A 20537-nucleotide genomic window follows, 5' to 3' on the forward strand; every position below is an offset into this window, starting at 1 on the left:
TAGAGTGCCGCTCAATCACTAATAATAAAAATGTTGGAGGTTGCCCCTTTAAGATGATAGAAAGCTGGCTTCCTGACTAGAAACTTAATTTCCTCGTTCCCAGGAAGAGTCTGGTAACGAGGAAACCAGGAAGAAAAACCGGGAAACCGCCACTACAAACCAGAAAATTCTCTAGGTTCCGGCAGTTCGGTATAGTTGAGCCAATACTCGTTAAAACTCTGCATCATTTCTAATAAAGAAGCAAACCCGACTGGTTTAACCAAATAAGAATTTACCCCTAAATCGTAAGCTCGCTTGACATCAGGTGTTTGCCTAGAAGAAGTAAGCATAACCACGGGCAAGCGTTTTAGTTCCGGCTGCTGCCTCAGCCAAACTAGAACTTCGTGACCGGATCGCCTGGGCAATTTCAAATCCAGTAAAATTATCGCAGGCAAAGGATAGCGATCGCGATCGCTGTATTCTCCGTCCCCATTTAAATAAAAAACCGCTGCATCTCCATCTCGGACAATTTGCAGCGAAGTATTAGCAAAAGTCTCATTGCGAAATGCCCGCTGCATCAATAGAATATCAACGGGGTTATCTTCCACCAGCAAAATCGTCTGCGTTTGGGTCATGCTTCCTCAGTTGTATCCAAAATCGACTGCCTTTTCCTAATTGAGATTCCACTCCAACTTGACCGCCCATGCGATCAACTCCTTTTTTTACAATAGCTAATCCTATACCAGTTCCGGGGTAAGATTCGATACCGTGCAAGCGTTCAAAAACCCGAAAAATGCGTTTTTGATGTTCCGGAGCAATACCGATGCCGTTGTCTTCTACCCAAAGACGGATGAGGCCGACTGGGACTAGAGGGGTGGCCATAAGTAACTGGGAATGTTCCCACTGTCCCACAGTTTGCCTTTCCAATTCTCGCGCTATATCCCTGTCTGTCTCTCCCTCTTGAGGCAGCTTAAGTTCCTCGGCCCATATCTGCACTTGGGGTGGTGTGCCTTCCACAAATTTTATAGCATTGGTGAGCAGATTGGCGATTACTTGAACTAAAGTAACGCGGTGGGCAATTACCGCAGGAAAGGGCGATCGAACACTGATTTGAGCGTGCCTGGATTTAGCATCAGCTTTTACCATAGCAATTGCCTCGGCCACAACTGATTCTAAGTCTAAAACTTGCAGCGATAAATCAGTGCGGCTCAGGCGGCTGTAAGCTAGCAAATCTTGGATTAATTCTTCTAGTTGTTGGCCAGAATTAACAATTTGCTGGGCGTATTCTTGACCGAGTTCGTCGAGGAGGTCACGGTAATCTTCTAATAAAGCTTCAGCCAATCCTTGCATTCCCCGCAGGGGGGCACGCAAATCGTGGGCTACGGTATAGGCGAAAGCTTCTAATTCTTCGTTAGCTGCTTGAAGTTGATTGGTGCGGAGTTCTACTCGCCGTTCTAAGGTAGCGTTGAGCATCCGAATTTCCGCTTCTGCTTGTTTGCGCGCAGTTACGTCAATGGCGGTACTAATTACTAAACTTCTGCCGTCGCAAAGCTGGCCTAAAGGTGCGGAATAAAAGTCCCAAATTCGACTTTCGCCACTGGCTGTGGCAATCATATATTCGCCTTCAGAGATGCGGGCGTTTAATTTGTGCAGCCGATCAATATCTGCTTGCACTAGGGATTTGCGGCTGTGGTAAGCTTTTTCTGTCCAATCTTCAATGGTGGGAATTTCTGAGTATTCGTACCCTGATAGTTCTGTCCAAGCGCAGTTAATTTGCAAAACTTCTCCGTTTTCAGCGTGCAGCATAATTGGCAGCGGTGCCTCGATAATGGCGCGGCGGAAACGTTCTTCGCTTAATTGTAGAGAGTGGCGATCGTGTTCTAGCTGTTCTAACAGTTGATTTTGCTTGATTTCGGCATTGTCGCGCAAAGTTTGATCGCGCTTCACCAAATAGTAAACCACCACCATCAACAGGAAATTTACTAAAGCAGCAACGGTAAAAGTCACGATTGTCAAAGTAGCGCTCGTTTGAGATTCTCGGGCGCGCTGCTGCAATAGCTGAGTTTCTTCCGCAGTCATGGTGGCTATCTGCTGCCGAATGTCGCCCATGATTTGCTTTCCCCTACCGGATTTTACTCGCCGCAGGGCTGCTTCTAAGTTTTGTTGGCGTCGCAGATTGATGGTTTTTTCAAGTTCGGCTAATTTAGAGTCGATCGCAATTTCCAAATCGCGAAGGCGCTGTTGCTGCCGCTTATTGTCAGCCGTTAGCTGCCGCAATCCGACTACTTGCTGATTGATGCGGGCGATCGCGCTGTAATACGGTTCTAAATACCGTTGTTCTCCCGTCAGCAAATAACCGCGCTGTCCGGTTTCAGCATCTTTTAACGTGGAAAGCGTAGCTTCGAGTTCGGTTAAAACTTGGTGAGTGTGACTCACCCACCGTTCGTTTTCGATTAACTTGAGAGTGTTGCGGTAGGAAGTTGCCGCATTGAAAATTAGCAGCGCCACGACCATTCCGATACCTGCGGTGATTTGGCGAGTCAGGGATTGTTTCATGAAATACTCGGCACGCGAGTCCTGCTTTTTCTTTTATTTTAGCTGGATTAAGACTATCCGAATTTTTAGCGCGGTCAGAAACGGCGACTAAAACCTATAAATTTAAGGCTCAAATGTGCGATCTATCTTGTGTTTAGTTTAGCCTCGCTCCTCCTCGCATCCCTCTTAAGTCGGAGATGGCATAAATCGATCTCTTGCCTCTCGTGATTCAGGCAAACGCCACACAATCTAGGATAGCCTGCAAAGCTTTATTCGCCTTTTTTGTATCGAGTTTTGTATCGTTCGTTTTCCTTGGGCAGTTTGAAATTGTGGCGCAAAGAAAAGAGTTTTTACGTATTGACTTCAGTTGATTTTTGGGGTATATTTTAGATAATTGGAGTAGTGACATAAATTTAATTTATGCTACTGTTTCCATTATTAAATAATACCTTGTCAAACTAGCCAAGTCAAGCTTTTTACCACCAAAAAAAAGGCGAAATTTTAATATATTAATTAAAAAATAATCTGTTGGAGGCAGGGAGAAATTCACAGAGGCGATGACGCGGGTGAATAGTATCAGAAATCAAAAATGCGAGCGATCGGGTAATTGCAGAGAATTAATGCGTTGAAGTTAGTTTAACATCAGAATTATATCTTTCTTTTTGCGAGCGAGACGCTCGATCGCACTCGCAAAGAAATACTCGCCCTGCACTGAGAAAAATATGCTTCCGAGTGCAGTGCCGAAACAATATAATTACACAATCGCAGCCGCTGCTTTCATCGCGAAAATGCGATCGATCGCATCTTCAACCACCTTATCAGGCGTAGAAGCACCCGAAGTCACGCCGACTACAATTTTACCATCCGGTAGCCAACCTTCAGTTACAACCAAATCGGCCCCCAAAGGCTTGTGTTCGATCCGATTTCCGGGTAAGATGCGCTCCGCACAATCAATGTGATAAGAAGGAACAGTTTTGTCGATCGCAATTTCCTGCAAATGCGTAGTATTAGAAGAATTAAAACCGCCAATCACCAGCATCAAATCCAACTTTTCCTCAACCAAACTCAACATAGCATCTTGGCGTTCCTGAGTTGCATCGCAGATAGTATTAAAACTCTGAAAATGGTCGTTCAAATTTTCAGGCCCAAACTTCCGCATCATCGTTTTTTCAAATAACTTGCCAATGTTCTCTGTCTCAGTTTTGAGCATAGTAGTTTGGTTGGCAATACCAACACTTTCCAAATCCACATCTGGGTCAAAACCAGCAGAACAAGCCTTGCTAAATTTAGCAAGAAATTCATCGCGGTCGCCCCCATGCAAGATATAATTGCTGACATATTCAGCTTCCTGGAAATTCAATACAATCAAATACTTATCAGCAAAAGAACTCGTAGCAACAGTTTCCTCATGCTTGTATTGACCGTGAATAATCGAAGTATAATTCCTCTTTTTGTGCTTTTCAACAGTATTCCAAACCTTAGAAACCCAAGGACAAGTAGTATCAACAATCTTGCAGCCCTTATCATTAAGCAACTGCATTTCTTGGACGCTTGCTCCAAAAGCTGGTAAAATTACCACATCGCCGCTATCGACAACCGAAAAATCTTTCTGTCCCTTCTCAACAGAAATAAAACCAACTTCCATATCCCGCAAATGCTGATTGACAGACGGATTGTGAATAATCTCATTAGTAATCCAAATCCGTTCGGTTGGGAAATGCTGGCGAGTCTCGTAAGCAATAGCTACAGCGCGTTCCACCCCCCAGCAAAAGCCAAAAGCCTGAGCCAGCCGGATCGTAACTGCGCCGCGCTCTAGCCTGTAATTATTGTCGCGAATTTGCTGGATCAGACTGCTTTGATAAGCCGTCTGCATTACCCCAGCTACCTCAGCTTCGTGTCCAAAACCCTTGCGGTGGTAGTTTTCAGACTGTTGGAGCGATCTTTTAAAAGCTTTAGTATCCATGCGGTATCGAGTTGAAATCTAGGTTAATTACCTTTGATTTTAGAACCATTGGAGAATTCTCATCTCAAATTTGAAAACCCCGCCTGCAACAATTGCAAAACGGGGCAACCCAACTACTATTATTGACTCTGACTGCCAATCACAGATTCAAACCTTCTTCTGCACAAAATCCCGCAAAGAAATCCGGTTTATTAGAAAAATCGGGGTTGGGAGTCGATAAATCTCCAAAGGAACTGGGTTTCACAGGCTTGAGTGCGTCAGTCTTAGGCTATTTTCAAATCTTCTTAGGCGCAAAAGGAGAACTCGATTCAAACGAACTGAAACCCCCGGCAAAATCCTCACCGTAAGCTTCTTCCCCATGCTCGCCGATATCCAAACCTTGGTCTTCAGCAGATGACGGCACTCGCAGTTCCATAAACTGCCCCAAAATTTTCAGGATCACAAAAGTGCCGACAGCCGCAAACACGTAAGTAACTACAACGCCTATAAACTGGGTCACGATTAGCCCCGGATTCCCCGCAAACAGCCCGTCATTTCCGGCAGCATTAACCGCTTTAGTCGCAAACACGCCTGTCAGAATCGCGCCTATAGTTCCGCCGACGCCGTGAATCGGGAAGGTATCCAAAGAGTCGTCAAATCCTAGCTTAGCCCGGAAACTAACGGCAAAGAAGCAGGCAACCGAAGTGATCGATCCGATCAAAAGCGCCCCCACTGGAAGTACGAATCCAGCCGCAGGTGTGATTCCCACCAATCCCGCGAGGAAACCGCTAGCAATTCCCACTGCTGTCGGTTTGCCTCTGAGCACCCATTCCACAATTGTCCAAGTTAAACCGCCGGCTGCTGCAGAAATCATCGTGGTGACAAAAGCCACTGCTGCTAAAGAACCAGCTCCCAAAGCGCTACCGCCGTTGAAGCCACACCAGCCGAACCACAACAGGCCAATTCCCAGCAAGACGTAGGGTACGTTGTGGGGGGTGTGGGGCTTGTTCAAGTGGTCTTTGCGGGGCCCGATCATCCAAGCTGCGACAACCGCAGAAACACCGGAACTAATGTGTACCACTGTGCCGCCGGCAAAGTCCAGAGATCCGATCGCCTGCAGCCAGCCTCTACCCCAAACCCAGTGAGCTAAAGGAGAGTAGATGAAGGTAGACCACAGCAGCACGAACCAGAAATAGGTTTTAAATGTTACCCGTTCGACGATCGCCCCGGAAATCAAGGCTGGAGTGATGATGGCGAACATCATCTGGTAAACCATGAAGACTTGGTGGGGTATTGTCGGTGCGTAGCCGATCGGATCTGGTGTGTCCGCCGTGACCTTGTTCAAGAACATCCAGTCGAAGCCGCCGATGAAGCTTTCGATCCCTTGACCAAAGCCTTCGGACGCTGGAGTGGAAACGTCAAAGGCCAAACTGTAGCCCCACAGCGTCCAGGTGACGCCGATAACTCCCATCATGACTAAGCTCATCATCATGGTGTTGAGGACGTTGCGCGATCGCACCAGTCCCCCGTAAAAAAATGCCAGCCCTGGTGTCATTAACAGCACCAGTGCTGAGGAGACCAACATCCAGGCCGTATCGCCGGTGTCGATCGGATTCGGCGCCACCGCAGCAGCAGTACCAGCAGCATCTTGAGCTAAGGCATTGTCCGTCAGCGGTACGCTTAACAGCCACAGGGCGATGATGCCGATCGTTAAACTTTTTTTGATCACGTTAGTTGTACCTTCTCATACTCAGCAATTTTCAGGGAAGACCGAGCCGATTTTAGACGCGAGGATTTTAGATGCAATAGTTATTTGGTTTTAAGTCCCTGTTTTAGCGGAACAAATCTTCAATAGATAATTCCCCAATCCTCAACCCCCCGACTTCGTATAGCCGGACTCATCTAAATTCGTCAACCCTCAATCCAATGGTCTATGCCTTTTGGATTGCACCATTTGTACCAACAGTTATTCTGTATCACCCTATACCAAATAGCTAACTATCATATTTCTTAATCTATCAGTGGAGACTTGACATAGCTAATGACCACATAGTAGTCAGGGAGGGGGAGTTGAGGAGATGGCAAGAGTTTTGAGTTGGGGAGAGTGGGAGGAGGAGAGGGGGAGAGTTAGGGAGAATGTTACTTTATCCTTTATCTTTAAAACGGATGACTCATGACTCATTTTTCAACTGAATCTGATCGAACAGTTGCAGGGCCGATCGCCAAACCAGATAACCTTGATCGTTAAGGTGCAAGCCGTCTGTGCTGAGTTCAGTTGGCAAATTCCCGTCAGCATCCGCAAACAGCGGGTACAAATCCAGATACAAAACATTTTCAGAACTAGCAATTTCTTTCAGCCGTCGATTTATTGCCCTAATCCGACTGTTAGGAATCGCCAACAGGCGATCGCGATTTTCCCAAGTAGCTTGTTCCCCGCTGTGGGGCAAAATCGACTGCACAACCACTTGTGCTTTGGGGTGAGCCCAGCGCAAATCGCGAATAATCTGCCGCTGGTTGTCCAAAATCCCTTCGTCGCTGGTTCCCCGCAACAAATCGTTAATCCCAATCATCACAAACACCGTATCCGGCGCAGTTCGATCGAACAACTGCAACCGCTTCAGCAAACCCACCGAAGTCTCCCCGGAAATCCCTTGATTCAGCCAAATTCGATCGACTGGTAACAGTTTGGTCGGAAACCACATACTTAGAGAATCCCCAGCCAAAACACTCAGCCTTGAGGGTCGATTCGCCGCCGCCGCCTCAGCTTCGCGACCCAACTGCGTCACCCACTGCTGGTAAGTCCATTTATGTCGCGGTCCGGCAACAGGCACGTCTAGCACTGCCTTTGTAGAGATCACTGGTTGGCCAATTTGTTCCTCAGCCGCTTCTGCCTTCACCGCATCATTCGCCTGGAAGCTTTCTGTCAAGTTGTTTCCCCGCAGCAGTAGTTGAGCAACTGTGAATATCAGTACCCCGTTCGTCACCAAAGATAGCAAAGCCCAAACCGGAACAGTTTTCGATCGGCTAACTTCCATCCCTAAGAGGGATTTATGAGTTCTACTTCTGCTACCTCCTCCAAACTTCTCCATAAACTCAAGCTATTTGCAGGCCTCACACCGAATAATTTGCACTGATTGCTGCATCAAATTTTACCACTCAATTAAAGCCTCAATGCTTGTAAGAATCAAGCACTGTGCTGTGTTGGGCAAGGGCGGCGATGCAGAACTTTGCTTTTTCGCACTACTTTACCATAAAAAATCTGCTTACCAAACTTTCTGGCTCCGCAATCGGATTTGTCCAACCCGCAGACCGGGACAAAAATATATCTAAAACTTACCGAAATTACCCATTTCTGATGCTAAAATCCAAAAATGAAAAAATTAACTATAACTGAAGCAGCCAAACTTAAAGGTGTGAGCGCTTCCACCTTGCGTCGGTGGGAAGCCGAAGGCAAGCTAATACCCGAACGCACCGCTAACGGTCACAGACGCTATGACCTAGCTAATCTTCTCGGATTAAAACCCAACGGCGCTTTAACCATTGCTTACGCTCGGGTTAGCAGCCACGACCAAAAAGATGATTTAGACAGACAAAAACAAGTTTTGGAATTGTTTTGTGCATCTCACGGCTGGCAATTCCAAATCATTGATGATGTGGGTTCTGGGGTTAATTACAGTAAGCGGGGTTTACAACATCTAATTCGGGCGATCGCAGACAATCAAGTAGAAAGGCTGGTATTAACTCACAAAGACAGACTGCTGAGATTTGGTTCTGAACTAATTTTTAATTTGTGCGAACACTTTGGGACAGAGGTAGTGATTATAAATCAAACCGAAAATACTAGCTGTGACGAGGATTTAGCTAAAGAGCTACTAGAAATAATCACGATGTTCTCAGCCCGCCTCTATGGAAGCAGGGATCACAAGAACAAGCGCATCGTTGAAGAACTTAAAGCAATTGCCGATAAACTCTAACCAATACACCAGTTTTCAACGCTCGCAGTTACAGATTCTCAATTCCTATTTCCCCATTACCAATTAACAATTATTGGCGCCGATCTCATGCAATCGAAAACTGCTATATGTACGCCATTAAAAGTAAACTAACAATAAAAATATGCCCGCGTTCGCATCGAAGATTTAAACGCGAGCACAACGATAGACTGCCATAAGTTGGCGACTATTTCAGATTGTGGTGTTTCTGAATAAAGGCGTGAATTAGCTGATAAATAGCTAATCTAGGACACGAAAGCTGAATTGGTCGCTCCCTTCGCACGCTTTACAGTTTGGTAGTCTTGCCTCCAGAACCCCCACCATAACCGCCGTAGCTGGTCTCACTTCTGTTTTCCAAGCTAGTTTCCTTCACAAACCCGGTGTAAGCTTCCATCCCGTGTTCGCCGATATCCAAACCTTCAGCCTCCTCTAAAGCAGAAACGCGGATACCCAGCAAAGCTTTGAGTGCGGCCCAAAAAATCGTACTCAGCAGCACGGTCATCCCGCCTACAGAGATAATGCCGACCAACTGCGCCCAAAGTTGACCGAAACCTCCGCCCACCAGCAATCCGGCTGCCGGGCCTGCAGTATAAAGTCCAGTTGTAGGGCCGTCCGCAAACAAGCCCACTGCCAGAGTTCCCCAGATCCCACAGACTAAGTGAACTGAAGTTGCGCCTACAGGGTCGTCAATTTTCAAATTGTCGAAGAAAGTTACTGCGAAAACTACCAGGATACCGGCGATCGTGCCGATTATGGCAGAGTTGGGGATGTTGATCCAAGCGCAGCTCGCTGTTACCCCGACTAAGCCTGCGAGGATGCCGTTGATAATCATCGAAAGGTCGGGTTTGCCCAGGTACAGCCAAGCCGTAATGGTTGCAGCAACTCCGCCGAAGGCACCCGCAGTGTTGGTGGTGAGCGCAATATGGGCGATCGCATTTGGATCGACTGCCATTGTCGAACCGGGATTGAACCCGAACCAACCCAACCACAAAATCAAACAGCCCAGGGTGGCAATGCTCATATTGTGTCCCGGCATCGCCACAGTATCGCCGTCGCGGTACTTGCCGATCCGTGGCCCCAAAAATGCCGCTCCCATCAAAGCAGCCCAACCGCCTACCGAGTGAATCACTGTCGAACCGGCAAAATCCCAGAAGCCTGCTTTTGCCAGCCAGCCGCCGCCCCAAATCCAGTGTCCGGTAATTGGGTAAGCAATGCCTACTAGCAGCAAGCTGAAAATTAAAAAGTCAATGAATTTCACTCGCTCTGCAACTGCTCCCGAAACGATCGTCGCAGCAGTTCCCGCAAAAACTAACTGGAAAAAGAATTTAGCGTTGAGGGGCACTCCCGTCCAGTTAAGCGAGTCGAAAATACCTTGATAAGCATCTCCTGTGGCGGGGCTGTTGTCGGCTACATTCCACAGAAAAAATCCGCCGCTGGTGCCGATAAAACCGTTGCCGTCGCTGAACATTAAGGCAAAGCCGATCGCCCAATATGCGATCGTAGACAGCGCAAAAACAATCAAGTTTTTTGACAACACGTTAACCGCATTTTTCTGACGGCAAAACCCTGTTTCTAACATACAGAAACCGGCGTTCATAAAGAACACTAGCATTGCCGCCACCATGACCCACATGGTATCCATGCCCACCTTAAGGCTTGCTAATTGTTCCTCGGTGGTTGGCGCGGGAGCTGTTTGGGCTACCGCCGCATATCCCCAGACCAAGACGATGATTGCAGCTAAAGGTATGCAGGCTTGCCAACTTGGAGTGAGGCGGGCGATCGCCCGTTGTAACTTCTTCAACCTGTTGACTTTCGTAAAAAATTTAGCTGCTGGCAAATTTAAAGCATCCCACCTGACTTGTTTCGACTTTTTCTTTCCGACAGTCATTTTAATCACTTTTACCCTCTTTACGGCTAGTAAGCTCAGCAATATTTGGAAAACTTTCCAATCTTACTACAAAAGTTTATGGATTATTTGTTGAGATTGAGATAGTTATGATAGCCTAGCTCTTCTAATTGATTTTGTTTTTTCAGTACAGATTCGGACAAATTTTTGCGGTAATGCAAGACTCGCTCTAGCAATTCCGGCTGATGAGCTGCCAGTATTTGAACTGCCAGCAAGCCAGCATTCTTAGCGTTGCCGATCCCCACTGTTGCTACGGGTATCCCCGCTGGCATTTGCACGATCGAGTACAGCGAATCTAGGCCTTGCAGGTGGCGGCTCGGTACAGGCACGCCAATTACTGGCAAGGGGGTTAAAGATGCTACCATACCCGGGAGGTGCGCCGCTCCCCCGGCACCTGCGATAATGACTTTCAAGCCTCGTTGGTGAGCGGTTTGGGCGTATTCCACCATGCGCTCAGGGGTACGGTGCGCCGAGACGATCGCCACGGAGCAAGCAACACTGAATTCTTCGCAAACTGCGATCGCATCTTTCATGGTTGGCAAATCCGAATCGCTACCCATGATAATTCCAACTGTCGCTTGATTCATAAAATTTTCAGATTTTAGATTTCAGATAAGTGCTAATTTTATAATGATTGCGTTAACTCAAATTTAGATATTTTGTACCAAAACTGATCCTTAAAAGCAATTTTGCCACAAGCCCCCGTCTGAGCAGCCCTGGAGCCAGCAAAAAGCAAAAAGCTCCCCCTCCTCATCGCCAGCCACCGGATTTATCCGTAGCGAATATTAAATCTAAAATCTAAAATCTAAAATCTAAAATCGGATGACTGAAGCCACAACCCCAACTGCCTCCCCCACAGATATTCTCAATGTTCGCCTCCCCGGTTGCAAGGATTTGCAGATGCTTGCTATTGACGAAACGGGCATCATTCAAGAAGTTTGGCCGATGGACGCCGTATTTAAACGGATTTGTCCTCCCCATTTGCACGTGCTTGATGTAGGAGGCGATTGGCTTTCTCTAGGCGGTGTTGACTTGCAGATTAACGGCGCCCTCGGTTTTGCTTTTCCCGATTTAGAAAGCAAGCATATTGAAATTTTGCCGAAAATTTGTCAATTTTTGTGGAATCAGGGAGTCGATGCTTTTTTGCCGACTTTGGTGACAACTTCGCTGGATAAGTTTAGGCGATCGCTCTCGACTATAGCCGATTATATCCGAACTGTACAAACCGCTGCTCCGGCAACAATTAAGCCGAAAACAGCGGAAATTATCGGTGTTCACCTCGAAGGCCCTTTTCTCAACCCACAAAAGCGAGGAGCTCACCCAGTTGAGTTTTTATTACCGCTCACTATAGAAAATGTCAAGCAAGTTTTAGGAGATTGTGCCGATATTGTCAAAATAATTACTTTAGCGCCGGAGTTAGACAGCACTGGCGAAGTCATTTCCTATTTGCAAAGTTTGGGAATTTTCGTCAGTCTCGGACACTCCCAAGCGACAGCAGAGCAAGCACAGCAAGCATTTGAGCGGGGAGCTTCAATGGTAACTCACGCTTTTAATGCGATGCCGAGTTTGCACCACCGAGAACCGGGTTTGTTGGGAGCGGCGATTGTTTATCCGGGCGTAAAATGCGGTTTAATTGCTGACGGGAAACACGTTGCTCCGACAATGATTGATTTTTTGCTACGCGCTGGTAGGTATCAAAAAGGCGTTTTTTTAGTGAGCGATGCTTTGGCTCCTTTGGGTTTGCCTGACGGTGTTTATCCTTGGGATTCCCGACAAATTGAAGTCAGAAAAGGTACGGCTTGGGTAAGATTAGATTACCACTCGCCCCTGGAATCTGCTACTTTGGCGGGTACAACTCTGCCGCTGTTGGCGGGAGTGCAGAATTTAGTGGAGTGGGGGATTTGCGATGCCGAAAGTGCGATCGCCCTGGCAACTGAATCTCCGAGAAGGGCGATCGGAATTTCGGGAATTATTGGCAAATCCGCAACTCAATTGTTGCGCTGGAATTTAAATGCGGCGACAAAGGAATTGACTTGGCATCGACTTTTTTAGCCTGTTATACCATTTTAGATTAAAGAATTGAAAAGGTGGGAACCGGCGAACTGATATTACCCGATACATTTTAGATTTTAGATGTGCCGTTTTCATCGAAAATCTAAAATCGCCAATCTAAAATCTGTTGTTGCAAGTTGCACATTTTCCGAACCGGATTGCTATATAATATCTAACCGTTGGCAATAACTCAGCAGCAGGCAGATCGATGAATTTGGTAGACGACAAGACTATTGTTAGACAGTATTTTAACTCGACGGGATTTGATCGCTGGCAGCGAATTTACGGTGAGGGCAAAGTCAATAAAGTTCAGCTAGACATCCGCACCGGCCACCAGAAAACGGTGGATACAGTCATCGAATGGCTGCAAGCTGACGGCAATTTGCCCGGGCTTTGTGTCTGCGATGCCGGTTGCGGTGTAGGCTCTCTGAGCATTCCTCTGGCTGACGCTGGGGCAATTGTTTGCGCTAGCGATATCTCTGAAAAGATGGTAGCAGAAGCTTACGATCGAGCGACAGCAGTTCCCGGCAAGCTCTACAACATCTCCTTCGCCGCCCAAGATTTGGAAGCTTTAACCGGCAAATTCCACACAGTGATTTGTTTGGATGTGCTCATCCACTATCCTCAAAATAAGGCGGCAGAAATGATCGCTCACCTGAGTTCGATCGCCGAATCGCGACTAATTCTTAGTTTTGCACCCAAAACTTTAGCACTTACCGCCCTCAAAAAAATTGGTGAACTTTTCCCCGGTCCGAGCAAAACTACTCGGGCTTACCAGCACCGCGAAGCTGATATTATCAAAATCTTAGAAAGCAATGGTTTTGTTATTAACAGAACAGCGATGACTAGCACTAGCTTTTACTATTCTCGCTTGCTGGAAGCTGTGCGGAAATAGGTTAAAAATATCTGCAAAAAAGCTAATTTATCATCAGCCTAGGGTGCGCCCCGCGCACCTTCCCTTCCCAGAGTGAGGCCAGTGAACATCTCTACTATGCGATTGCTTCGCGGAGCCTCGCAATGACAAGTAAGGCACGCACCGCGCACATTTGATATCAACAATTAGATGTTTTTCCCTCCTCCTTCTTCCTTCTTCCCTATTCAATAAATATTATGTCAACGCTAATTTTAATTCGCATTTTTATAGCAGCGGCAGGCGTATTCGGAGGTTTATCCGTGGCAGGCGGTGCCTTCGCCTCCCACGCTTTGAAAAATCAATTGAGCGATCGAGCTTTAACCATTTTTGAGACTGGCGCCCGATATCAAATGTACCATGCCCTGGCTTTATTACTCGTCGCTTTACTCTTGAGCCGCACCCAAGAGTCTCAAACCTTTTTTGCAGTGTCTGGATGGGCTTTTATTGCGGGTACAATCATCTTTTCAGGCAGTTTGTACGCCCTGAGTTTGAGCGACATCAAATGGTTGGGTGCAATTACGCCACTGGGGGGAGTTGCTTTTATTGTTGGTTGGGGATGTTTGGCAGTCGCAGCTTTTAGTTTTAAATAGGCAATTGGAAAAGTTGAGGCAATTCCCAATTCCCAATTCCCAATTATCTAATTTTCAAAAACATCGCTGGAAAACATCTCAGTCAGAGTACGCAAGTAAGGTACAAATACCGTTAAATCTTCAGCAGGAAGCCGCTCGCATATTTCCCAAAATAAAATTAGCAGCATATCCTGCACTAACTCCCAACTTACATGAAGTTTCGGGTACAACATCACGCAAATTGGAAACAATTCTTGCTGTACCGGGTGAATGCTACCTTCCAAAACGCACCAGCACAAATAGCTTTGAAAAATCTCGACATCCCGGATACCAGAAATTTTTACCTCGCGATCGCTCAAATACCCGCTGCTGCTGCGGTATCCTTGATGCTGGGCACTAGCTCGATCGTACACTGCACTAGCAATCTGAGTCGTGTGCTGCAACAAATGCTGAACGGCTAATAGAGCTCTTGAATTCGGGGGCTGATTCGCCGCCGCCTCGTTAATCTCTCCGTAGGGAATGTGCAGGTAGTCGTCTACAACTTTTAAGTAGGGCGCAAATTCCGCTCGCTCTGAGTCCGAAAGACATCCTAACAAGATTTTGCTAGTGTATTGAAACTCCATTGTCACAAATCCCAGCACTAACGGGTCTGTCTCTGAGTATTTTCGCCTCACTTTGATTATATCTTTTCCCACCAGCACGGACAACCGGAAAACAGGTTCTCTATCCGCATAAGCGTCTATTGCTTTCTGATATAAGGTGCGAGTGTCGGCGGAAATTTCTAAAGGATTAATTAAGCTCTTATCGATCGCGTGCCGCTCTATTTGTTTTCCTAAAAGAGCTTCTACTCTACTCCAAGCTATCTCGCTGGCTAATTTCAGGGTATCTGTCAATTTGTCAACTATTGGGGCTCTATTTGCCTCAAAATTAATTAAATCGAGGCTTGGCAGAATTTGGCGTGGCGCTTGCTTCTCTCGTGCCGCCACTGTACTGTAATATTTTTTTGCCCAGCTAACTGCGAAGGAAGAAACGCTGACACCTCTAGCTTTTGGGAGTTTGTCAGTGTCCGGTCCGGTAATACCTTGGGACGCCTGACTTACGCCCTGTTGAAATTGGTCTGGTGCTGGTAAAGATTTTGAAGATATTTGTGAAATACCCGTCATGATAAACCTCGTTTTTTTATTAAGTCGCACCCGATATATTCCCCTATTTTTTAACGTTGTTAACTACAATTTTCTGCATTTGTACGCTGACAGTCATCAGCCATTACGCTTAAAGCTATAAGCCATTTGGCTCGACTGCCTGCATCTTTTATAAGTTGCACGTTAATAACGTTATTTATTGTGCGATCGATCACCATCACCCTGTGATCGCGACCCTAATCGATTTTTTTGAAGTATAAAGAAGGCTGGAAATAAATTTAATTTGTCTTAAAAGCAGAGAATTAAAGTTAAGTCTGCTTAAAAAAAACTGCTGCTTGAAATACCTTATCTTTGTTTTGGAGGGCTTTGGGTGAGCGCCCTAATCTCTTTAAGAAGCTAGGCTACAGCACGATCTAGGGGTGACTTTGGTTAATTTATTTCTATAGCTGAATTAGAAATGTATTTTTAGTCTGGGGATTGTTAGGAAACCATAACAAATTTAACTATCGGCTTTTCTAAATAAAAAATTAAATTTGAGATGAGAATCAGATTTATGTGCATTTAGTTAATAGCATTGCCAGGGCCGTTTTTTTGCGATCGGTTTTTTAGCTTCCCCGTGAAGCGAAGCTATCCCGTAGGGAATCACCCCCAATTGATCGTCGTCCATTCGATCGACAAACTACCCTTCAAAACCGGAATGAGCGAGTGACTCGCCCGGTAGGCCGCACATTTTGCCAAATCCGGCGGGTTCGAGTCCTGCCGGAGGCCCAAGCCTGTCCCTAGAACGATAGGATTAGGTTGATTGGACACCACGGGCGATCGATCCTCACAAACAGCACGGCCAGTACGTCTTTAAGGCTATGGCTTCGGGTAGGATTAGTAGGACGAGAGGAAGTGGATAAAATGAGCGCTAGCAGCAATTCAACAGAAATTAAGTTCGGAACCGATGGGTGGCGGGGATTGATTGCCCATGACTTTACTTTTGCCAACGTGCGAAAAGTCACCCGGGCGATCGCCAGTTACCTAGAAACCGCTTACACCAAAGACCGCCCAGTTCTAGTCTCCTACGATACCCGCTTTCTGGCAGACGAGTTCGCCCGCACCTCGGCGGAAGTATTGGCAGATTTGGGATGGACTGTGAAAGTGGTCGATCGAGATTGCCCCACACCAGTCATCGCTTACAGCGCCAAGCATCTCAACTCTGCAGGAGCCCTGATGTTCACGGCTTCGCACAATCCCGCACCTTACTGCGGCATCAAATACATCCCCGACTACGCGGGTCCGGCAACCCCGGAAATTACCGATACAATTGTGGCAAATATTGCTGGTGCTTCTGATGCCCCAGCCAAAGGCAGCCACAACGATAAAATCTCCAGTTTTGACCCGAAACCCGAATATCTGAAGTTTCTTTATACTTTGATCGATGTGGAGCGGATTCGCTCTGCTAAGTTGAAGGTGAAGTACGACGCTCTCTACTCGACTTCTCGCGGCTATCTCGACGGGGTTTTGGAACACTGCGGCTGCGATGTCGAAAGTTTTCATACCTACCGCGACGTGCTGTTTGGAGGCGGAATGCCCGAACCCAAGGGCGAACAGTTAGTTGAGTTGGTGGAAGCTGTTAAGAAGGATTCGGCGGATTTGGGTTTAGCTACCGATGGCGACAGCGATCGCTTTGGTATTGTTGACGAGTTGGGAAATGTCTTGACTCCAAATACTGTACTGTTGCTGCTGGCGCGTCACTTGGTTAAGAATAAAGGATTGACTGGGGCGATCGTCCGTACAGTCGCAACTACCCACTTGCTGGACAATTTGGCCGCCAAGTACGGTTTAACAATCTACGAAACCGCAGTCGGTTTTAAATACATCGGCGAAAAAATGCGGGAAACTGCGGTGCTCATCGGTGGCGAAGAATCTGGCGGTTTGAGCGTTTTGGGTCACATTCCCGAAAAAGACGGGATTTTGGCTGATATGCTAGTTGCTGAGGCGATCGCCTATGAAGGCAAACCGCTTTCTCAGTTAGTCGAAGAAGCCATTAAAGAAGCCGACGGCCCCCTGTACAACAAACGTTTGGACTTGCACCTAGAAGAAGCCCACAAAGCAGCCGTTTTGGAATCTTTTACCAAGAATCCCCCCACAGAAATAGCAGGTATCGGCGTTAAGGAAATCGGCCGCAAAGACGGGATTAAACTTTATCTTGAAGACGGTGGCTGGGTACTGCTGCGGCCTTCGGGAACCGAACCCTTGATGCGCGTTTACATGGAAACCAATTCTGTGGAAAAAGAAAGCCAAGTTGCCCAACACATGGAAAAGGTAATTTCCCAGTTAGAACCTGTTTAAATTTCTACCTATTCCAATGGGGGTTTTTCCCCTAGCGCTTGGGATTGTGAGGTGCGCCGAAGCGCACCTTACCTATTTTTGATAGCTCTTGTAAAGCCTCTGAACATTAATCATTGATACTGCTGACCCAGTTATATATTTGCAATACACTTGGATTTGTTTAAGTTTGGAATGTGTAAATTTATTGATGTGTGTTTTAATTTTTATTAATAAAAAAACTCAATTTTTTCCGCCTCTACTTGACTTTTCCCCTAATTTTATTGTAGAGTATTATATAATGAGGTGTTTGCAAAAATAAAAACTTTACACATATTTCAATTATTAAACAAGTATACAAGTTAAAATATTAGCCTGTCAACCCGTTTATGAAAACAATTCCTCTGCTCGCCATTAGTTTTTTAGTAGCAATTTTAGTAAGCGCGATCGGCATTATCTCAGTGCAAAACGCCGCCCCAGTATCCTTAAACTTTATCTTTTTTCAATCGATACAACTGCCCGTAGGAGTAGTATTGGCAATGAGCCTGAGTGCAGGACTGATCGGAGGTGCGCTACTGCAACCGCTGTGGAACCTTTCAGATTCCCAAAACTCGCGTCCTAAATTTCAGGCAAATCCAGAAGAATCCGACACCGTACAATATTAAATAGATTTGAGCCCTTAGAGGGAATATACCTGACCGTCAATCAGCAGGCGAGTAATTCCCTTAGCTCGCAAATAAGGCGCTGCTTTTTGCAGCATACTGCTGTCAGGAATCTTGAAAACCCTTTGATTGCGAGTAGCAAATCGGCGGGCTACTCGGTGATTGTCAAAAACTGCCAGGGTTTTCTCGCGAATTTCCGCCGCCGGAATTTGACCCAGTTCGCCAAAAGCTTTTAGAGGTCTGGTGATTAACTCCGCTGCCCGATCGACCACCAAATAACAAATTTTGGGCAGAGATGCTTCGCTTAAAGGCAAAACTTCAATTAGTCCTGTACCCCGAAGCTCGATCAAGTCGCTCGACGATAGTGAACCGAGGAGACTACCTTCAGACAGAGAGTCTTCATCCTCTACATCTTCGTCGAAGTCGTCATCTAAATCGTCTTCATCATCCTCATCGTCATCCTCATCGTCGTCCTCGAAATCTCTAAAGTCTTCACCTGCCAGCAGCCCTTCTGCTGGCAGCATTGCCTTTAGTTCACCAGTCACAACAGCGCGGTGGCTTCGATCGGCAAGATTGGCTGCTGGGGCATCTGGCACATCAGAAACATCCAATTCTGCAACTGGTTCAGGGACTGATTCAGAACGCTTTCGGATCGTCGGTCTCGAATTTGAGGCTGACGGCAGGACAGGGACTGACTCCGACAGGGGGACAGCTACAGGATCGATTTCGCCATCTGGCGACGACTCAGTAGTAGCCTCTGTCGGTTCAGAAACACTTGTGCGATCGGACAAACGCTTTTGTTTTTGCTGGACTAGAAATTCGTATTCCGGCTCCGACAAAGCACCCTGAAGGATGCGCCTTACAGTCGAACTGCTCACTCCGTAGCGCTTTGCCAGAGTGATAGTATTCTCGTTGGACTGTCGGTACAGCCTGATGAGTTCGCGTTTGTCTGAATCGGAGAGTTTTGTAGGCGTCATGCCAAGTTTTCCAGCAAAAAGACGTGAAAAGACGCAGGCTAGCAGTCAGCGAACTGTGATTTTTGATTTTCGATTTCAAGCTCACAGATGCAGACAAGGGCAAAAAAGCTTTCGCTTCCCTATCGCTTGCCGAAGCAACCCCAATCTCAAATCGCTACGCTGCGCGACGACTGCGCCTGCTCTGGCGAGAACGGGTTGAGATGTCATGTTCCAAGATAGCTCCTATTCCGAACAGGATGGCGCTGAAAACAAAAAAGACTTCCAGCAAACTGCCGCTTTGATAACTACCCTCAGCCTGAGTATCGCGCCATTTAAAGTACATATCTGCGATGTAAAGCGAAAAAGTTGCAGCCGCAATCATTCTCCAAGATTGGGAAAAACGTCCTCCCCAAAACGCCAGCAGCAATGCAGTAGCAATAATCAGCAGAAAAACGTCCCCGACGATGTAAAACAAATTGATTGCATTTTTGTGAGGCGCCAGTTGCTTGTCTAGTGCCATCACCCATGCGGGAGCTTTGATTTCTGCTTCTTCTTCTTCGGGTGCTGATGCAGGATCAGTCGCTGTTGCTCCTTTTGCCTGCAACTTAGACGAATTTTCCAAAGCAGGCGCTCTTCCTGTTGCAGTGGTTGCTGGTTCAGATTCTGTCACTACTTCTTGAGTGGCTGCCGGAGCCATTCCTAGCTGGGCCCTCCAAGAGTCAGGTGCAGCCACCCAAATAGCTACAGCAATGCCGAAGGCTGCAATTCCCGCTAACAAACCCCACTGCCAAATTTCTAGATTCAGTCGCTTGGAAGTCACAGCTACAACCATGCCCCCGATCAGGACCACATAGCTGCCCAGATAAAACGCATCCGCAGGAGACACGTCCGGGTCTAACTCGAAATACAGTTCCCAAATCCCGAAAAGCACGCCTGCTATGAAATAGAACAGCATCCCCAGACCTATGCCCAGCCAGACGTTGCGCCCGCTGACCATGTGCGGGCTTTGCCAGTTTCTAAAACAGACTAAAGCCGCTCCCAAGTATGCTCCGCATTCAAAAATATAAGTGCCGATCGAGTACCAAAGAGGTAAACCTTCTTCTGCTGAGAGGGGGACGCTGAACAGCAAAAAGAACAGCAGCGCCATGACAGCCCAGACAATGCCCGCAATCACTAGGGTCTGAGCTGACAGTAAAGATGAAGATGTAGATGACTTTTCTGAAGTGCTACTCATAGGGATTCCACGAGACCTAACTAGCGGTTGAACGCACCCCATCTCAATCTTTGATTCTAGATGAGGATGCTTTCGCCAAAAAACCTTAAAAAAACCTTGCTCTGACGCTTCCGGAATAACTGGCGTCCTCAGTGTGTCGTGGGGACTTTTGCCCTCGTACACTCTAGAAAGACTAAGTAAGAATAATATCTATTTACTAATTCAAGGAATCAGTCGTTAGTCGATCTTGTACCCGGAAATATAATGATAGAAATACGGTATATGTCTCCACCCTTAAGGCTTTTACAGTACCCAATCTATCTCGGAAATTCTACCCTCAAATGTTGAGGTATCTGTTTTTTT

At 46.7% G+C, this 20537-nt stretch carries 16 protein-coding genes; 6 read left to right on the forward strand and 10 right to left on the reverse strand.

Features of this window, described 5'->3' with window-relative positions:
* Positions 1-152 precede the first annotated feature (152 nt).
* The 5 genes from QUA77_RS13160 to QUA77_RS13180 form a co-directional block, all read right to left on the reverse strand.
* A complete protein-coding gene (locus QUA77_RS13160) occupies positions 153-614 on the reverse strand; it encodes a response regulator (protein WP_333039915.1) in 462 nt (153 codons plus the stop codon).
* On the reverse strand, positions 577-2535 hold the full coding sequence (locus QUA77_RS13165; protein ID WP_333450477.1) for a CHASE3 domain-containing protein: 1959 nt from the start codon (positions 2533-2535) through the stop codon (positions 577-579). Before QUA77_RS13165 ends, QUA77_RS13160 begins: the two co-directional genes overlap by 38 nt.
* 733 nt (positions 2536-3268) lie before the next feature.
* Positions 3269-4477 carry a 4-hydroxy-3-methylbut-2-enyl diphosphate reductase gene (locus QUA77_RS13170; RefSeq protein WP_333039909.1) on the reverse strand — a complete coding sequence of 403 codons (1209 nt, stop codon included), beginning with the start codon at positions 4475-4477 and terminating at the stop codon, positions 3269-3271.
* 274 nt (positions 4478-4751) lie between these two features.
* Positions 4752-6185 carry an ammonium transporter gene (locus QUA77_RS13175; RefSeq protein WP_333039907.1) on the reverse strand — a complete coding sequence of 478 codons (1434 nt, stop codon included), beginning with the start codon at positions 6183-6185 and terminating at the stop codon, positions 4752-4754.
* 442 nt (positions 6186-6627) lie between these two features.
* Complete coding sequence (locus QUA77_RS13180; RefSeq protein ID WP_333039905.1) at positions 6628-7545, reverse strand: SGNH/GDSL hydrolase family protein; 918 nt, start codon at positions 7543-7545, stop codon at positions 6628-6630.
* Positions 7546-7827: 282 nt separating this feature from the next.
* Between QUA77_RS13180 and QUA77_RS13185 the strand changes: the two genes are divergently transcribed.
* The gene (locus QUA77_RS13185) at positions 7828-8430 is read left to right on the forward strand and encodes an IS607 family transposase (RefSeq protein ID WP_333039903.1); all 603 of its coding nucleotides are present in this window, start codon (positions 7828-7830) and stop codon (positions 8428-8430) included.
* Positions 8431-8734: 304 nt separating this feature from the next.
* On the opposite strand, the gene QUA77_RS13190 is transcribed toward QUA77_RS13185, so the two are convergent.
* Together QUA77_RS13190 and purE are read right to left on the reverse strand one after the other, a co-directional pair.
* Positions 8735-10336 (reverse strand): ammonium transporter, encoded by a 1602-nt coding sequence (locus tag QUA77_RS13190; protein ID WP_333450480.1) that lies wholly within the window; start codon positions 10334-10336, stop codon positions 8735-8737.
* Positions 10337-10419: 83 nt separating this feature from the next.
* Positions 10420-10941 (reverse strand): 5-(carboxyamino)imidazole ribonucleotide mutase, encoded by a 522-nt coding sequence (gene purE, locus QUA77_RS13195; RefSeq protein ID WP_333450483.1) that lies wholly within the window; start codon positions 10939-10941, stop codon positions 10420-10422.
* Positions 10942-11176: 235 nt separating this feature from the next.
* On the opposite strand from purE, the gene nagA reads away from it, so the two are divergent.
* The 3 genes from nagA (at position 11177) to QUA77_RS13210 (ending at position 13909) form a co-directional block, all read left to right on the forward strand.
* Positions 11177-12406 carry an N-acetylglucosamine-6-phosphate deacetylase gene (gene nagA, locus QUA77_RS13200; RefSeq protein ID WP_333039899.1) on the forward strand — a complete coding sequence of 410 codons (1230 nt, stop codon included), beginning with the start codon at positions 11177-11179 and terminating at the stop codon, positions 12404-12406.
* Between the two features lie 208 nt (positions 12407-12614).
* Positions 12615-13301 (forward strand): magnesium protoporphyrin IX methyltransferase, encoded by a 687-nt coding sequence (gene bchM, locus QUA77_RS13205; protein WP_333450485.1) that lies wholly within the window; start codon positions 12615-12617, stop codon positions 13299-13301.
* A gap of 215 nt (positions 13302-13516) precedes the next feature.
* Complete coding sequence (locus tag QUA77_RS13210) at positions 13517-13909, forward strand: DUF423 domain-containing protein (RefSeq protein ID WP_333450488.1); 393 nt, start codon at positions 13517-13519, stop codon at positions 13907-13909.
* Positions 13910-13956: 47 nt separating this feature from the next.
* On the opposite strand, the gene QUA77_RS13215 is transcribed toward QUA77_RS13210, so the two are convergent.
* The gene (locus QUA77_RS13215; protein ID WP_333450490.1) at positions 13957-15051 is read right to left on the reverse strand and encodes a hypothetical protein; all 1095 of its coding nucleotides are present in this window, start codon (positions 15049-15051) and stop codon (positions 13957-13959) included.
* Between the two features lie 882 nt (positions 15052-15933).
* Between QUA77_RS13215 and QUA77_RS13220 the strand changes: the two genes are divergently transcribed.
* Together QUA77_RS13220 and QUA77_RS13225 are read left to right on the forward strand one after the other, a co-directional pair.
* Positions 15934-17367, forward strand: a complete 1434-nt coding sequence (locus QUA77_RS13220) for a phosphoglucomutase/phosphomannomutase family protein (protein WP_333060762.1) — start codon at positions 15934-15936, stop codon at positions 17365-17367.
* 365 nt (positions 17368-17732) lie between these two features.
* The gene (locus QUA77_RS13225; protein WP_333038499.1) at positions 17733-18008 is read left to right on the forward strand and encodes a LapA family protein; all 276 of its coding nucleotides are present in this window, start codon (positions 17733-17735) and stop codon (positions 18006-18008) included.
* Between the two features lie 14 nt (positions 18009-18022).
* On the opposite strand, the gene QUA77_RS13230 is transcribed toward QUA77_RS13225, so the two are convergent.
* Positions 18023-18982: a hypothetical protein gene (locus tag QUA77_RS13230; protein WP_333038502.1), complete on the reverse strand. Its 960-nt coding sequence runs from the start codon at positions 18980-18982 to the stop codon at positions 18023-18025.
* A gap of 154 nt (positions 18983-19136) precedes the next feature.
* Complete coding sequence (locus tag QUA77_RS13235; RefSeq protein ID WP_333038504.1) at positions 19137-20195, reverse strand: hypothetical protein; 1059 nt, start codon at positions 20193-20195, stop codon at positions 19137-19139.
* Positions 20196-20537: the final 342 nt, after the last annotated feature.

This window comes from Microcoleus sp. K5-D4 (assembly GCF_036704575.1).
Classification (GTDB): Bacteria; Cyanobacteriota; Cyanobacteriia; order Cyanobacteriales; family Microcoleaceae; genus Microcoleus.